The organism is Candidatus Contendobacter odensis Run_B_J11 (assembly GCF_000531125.1).
Lineage (GTDB): Bacteria > Pseudomonadota > Gammaproteobacteria > Competibacterales > Competibacteraceae > Contendibacter > Contendibacter odensensis.
The window spans coordinates 1-2,117 of record NZ_CBTK010000053.1; the positions used below are offsets into that span (position 1 = coordinate 1).

Here is a 2,117-nt window from a genome sequence, read left to right on the forward strand (position 1 = left end):
CTATGCGGGCAGGTACGAATCATGAAAACGGTGCAACTCACGCTGGATGATGATCTGGTCACGGCGGTGGATCGGGTTGCCGGTCAGCGCCGGCAATCCCGCTCGGCTTTTACGCGAGACGCCTTGCGGGCAGCTTTGGCAAAACTCGAAGCACAAGCGTTGGAACAACAACATCGGGAAGGGTATCTCCGGCAGCCGGTCAAGCCCGGCGAATTTAGCGATTTCGAAGGCGAACAGGTTTGGATCGACTGATGCGGCGCGGTGAAATTCGCTGGTACACCTTCAAGGCACCCGACAAAAAGCGACCGGTACTGATCCTGACGCGAGACTCGATTCTGGATGTGTTGGGCGAAGTGACGATTGCACCCATCACCTCCACAATTCGTCATATTCCCAGCGAAGTCATCCTGACCCCGGAAGAGGGCATGCCCAAAATCTGCGCCATTAACCTCGATCATGTGCAAACCGTGACCAAGATCAAGGTCGGGTCGTTTATCGCTGTCTTGAGCGACTCACGCATGAATCAAGTCAAAACCGCACTCCTCTTCGCCTTGGATTTCTGAACGAGCAGCATAGATAGAGGGTTAGCAGCGTAGGTTGGATTGCGAACGCAACCCAACCATACCGCAAATAGAAACCGCTCCCCAATGAGCGGTTTTTTTGTGTCTGTCGCAAAAGGGGGCCGGTACGTCAAGATCGCTCTATGCGCTTGACGCAACAGGCCAATCAAAGTATATATAGTATATACAAAACAGGAAGGTATTGAGTCATGTTGACGCGAATTTTCAAGAGCGGTAATTCACAAGCCGTGCGCATCCCGAAAGACCTCTGCTTTGATACCGATATCCAAGAGGTGGAAATCGAGCGCAAACACGACGCCCTCGTGATCAGGCCGCAACGCAAGCGCTCGCTGGCCGGACTCATGGATCGCTTTGCTGCCTTCCCGGCGGATTTCATGGCCGAGGGGCGGGAGTTCAATCCCGAACGTGAACGTGGAATGTCGTGATGCGGTACCTGCTGGATACCAATATCTGCATCTACCTGATGCAGCATCATCCCCCCGAAGTCGCCGCGCGGTTTGCCAAACTTGGATACGGTGACGTGGTGATCTCTGCGATCACCTTGGCCGAGCTTCGTTATGGGGTCGAATGCAGGCCGGAAAACCGGGCAGCCATTGAGAGAGCGCTTGAAGGGTTACTCGCCGATGTACCGGTGATGCCGTTCGATGAACAGGCTGCGGTGGATTACGGCATCCTCCGTGCGGCGGTCAGAGATCGCCAACGCGATGCGCTGGATCGCCTGATCGCCGCACACGCCCGGAGCTTGTCGTTGACACTGGTGACGAACAACGAAGCGGATTTCAAGGATTATCCAGGGCTGCGCGTGGAAAATTGGGTCGCTCCCGCCTGAACTTTGCACATACTTAACTTACAGCGCGATTGGTGACCCATGACGAATCCATGCTCATGGTCGGTTATATAGCGCTCCTAAGCGAGTTGTGGTTTCACCTGAAAACAGACTCCCCCTTGTAACAAGGTGCGCTCAACGTGAGGTGAAAATGAACGAGGAATCTCTGAAAGAAGCCATCAGACAAGAGTTGCCGCATTTTTTGCGGACCGATCCGGACTTGCGTACCTATATTCTGGAACTGACGCGGCGGGAATATGCGGGGCGCGAGGAAACGCAGGATCGGTTTTATGACCTCCTAGGCGAACTGCGCCGCGATCGGGAAGAGCAAACCCGCAAGTGGGAAGAGCATCAGGCAGAACAAAATCGCAAGTGGGACGCTAACCAGGAAGAACTCCGGCGGCTTCACCAGGAAATCATGGCTCAAGCGTTGAAACAGGAACGAGGCATCGGTGCGCTTGGTTCGCGCTGGGGTCTGCAATCCGAAAAAGCCTTCCGCGACGCGCTGGCCGGGATTCTCGAAAAAAGCTTCAGCGTCCAGGTAGTCAACGTCAACGAATATGACGACCAAGGCGTCGTATTTGGACGACCGGATCAAGTCGAACTGGATGTAATCATCTACAACGGCTCGCTGATCATTTGCGAACTGAAATCGTCCATTGACAAAGCGGGGATGTACATTTTCGAGCGCAAAGCGCGGTTCTACGAAG

5 protein-coding genes are annotated in these 2,117 nt (G+C 54.4%); all 5 read left to right on the forward strand.

Going from position 1 to position 2,117, the window contains the following annotated elements; all coding sequences use genetic code 11:
* Window positions 1–252, forward strand: a 252-nt coding sequence (locus tag BN874_RS04675) for a ribbon-helix-helix domain-containing protein (RefSeq protein WP_230314329.1), incomplete at its 5' end; no start/stop codon positions are given.
* A complete protein-coding gene (locus tag BN874_RS04680) occupies window positions 252–563 on the forward strand; it encodes a type II toxin-antitoxin system PemK/MazF family toxin (protein WP_034431185.1) in 312 nt (103 codons plus the stop codon). The genes BN874_RS04675 and BN874_RS04680, both read left to right, overlap by 1 nt.
* Window positions 564–769: 206 nt before the next feature.
* Window positions 770–1,006, forward strand: a complete 237-nt coding sequence (locus tag BN874_RS04685; protein ID WP_034431187.1) for an antitoxin — start codon at window positions 770–772, stop codon at window positions 1,004–1,006.
* Window positions 1,006–1,410 (forward strand): type II toxin-antitoxin system VapC family toxin, encoded by a 405-nt coding sequence (locus BN874_RS04690; protein ID WP_195912102.1) that lies wholly within the window; start codon window positions 1,006–1,008, stop codon window positions 1,408–1,410. The genes BN874_RS04685 and BN874_RS04690 overlap by 1 nt, the downstream gene beginning before the upstream one ends.
* A gap of 148 nt (window positions 1,411–1,558) precedes the next feature.
* On the forward strand, window positions 1,559–2,117 hold a 559-nt coding region (locus BN874_RS04695; RefSeq protein WP_034431191.1), incomplete at its 3' end, for a PD-(D/E)XK nuclease family protein.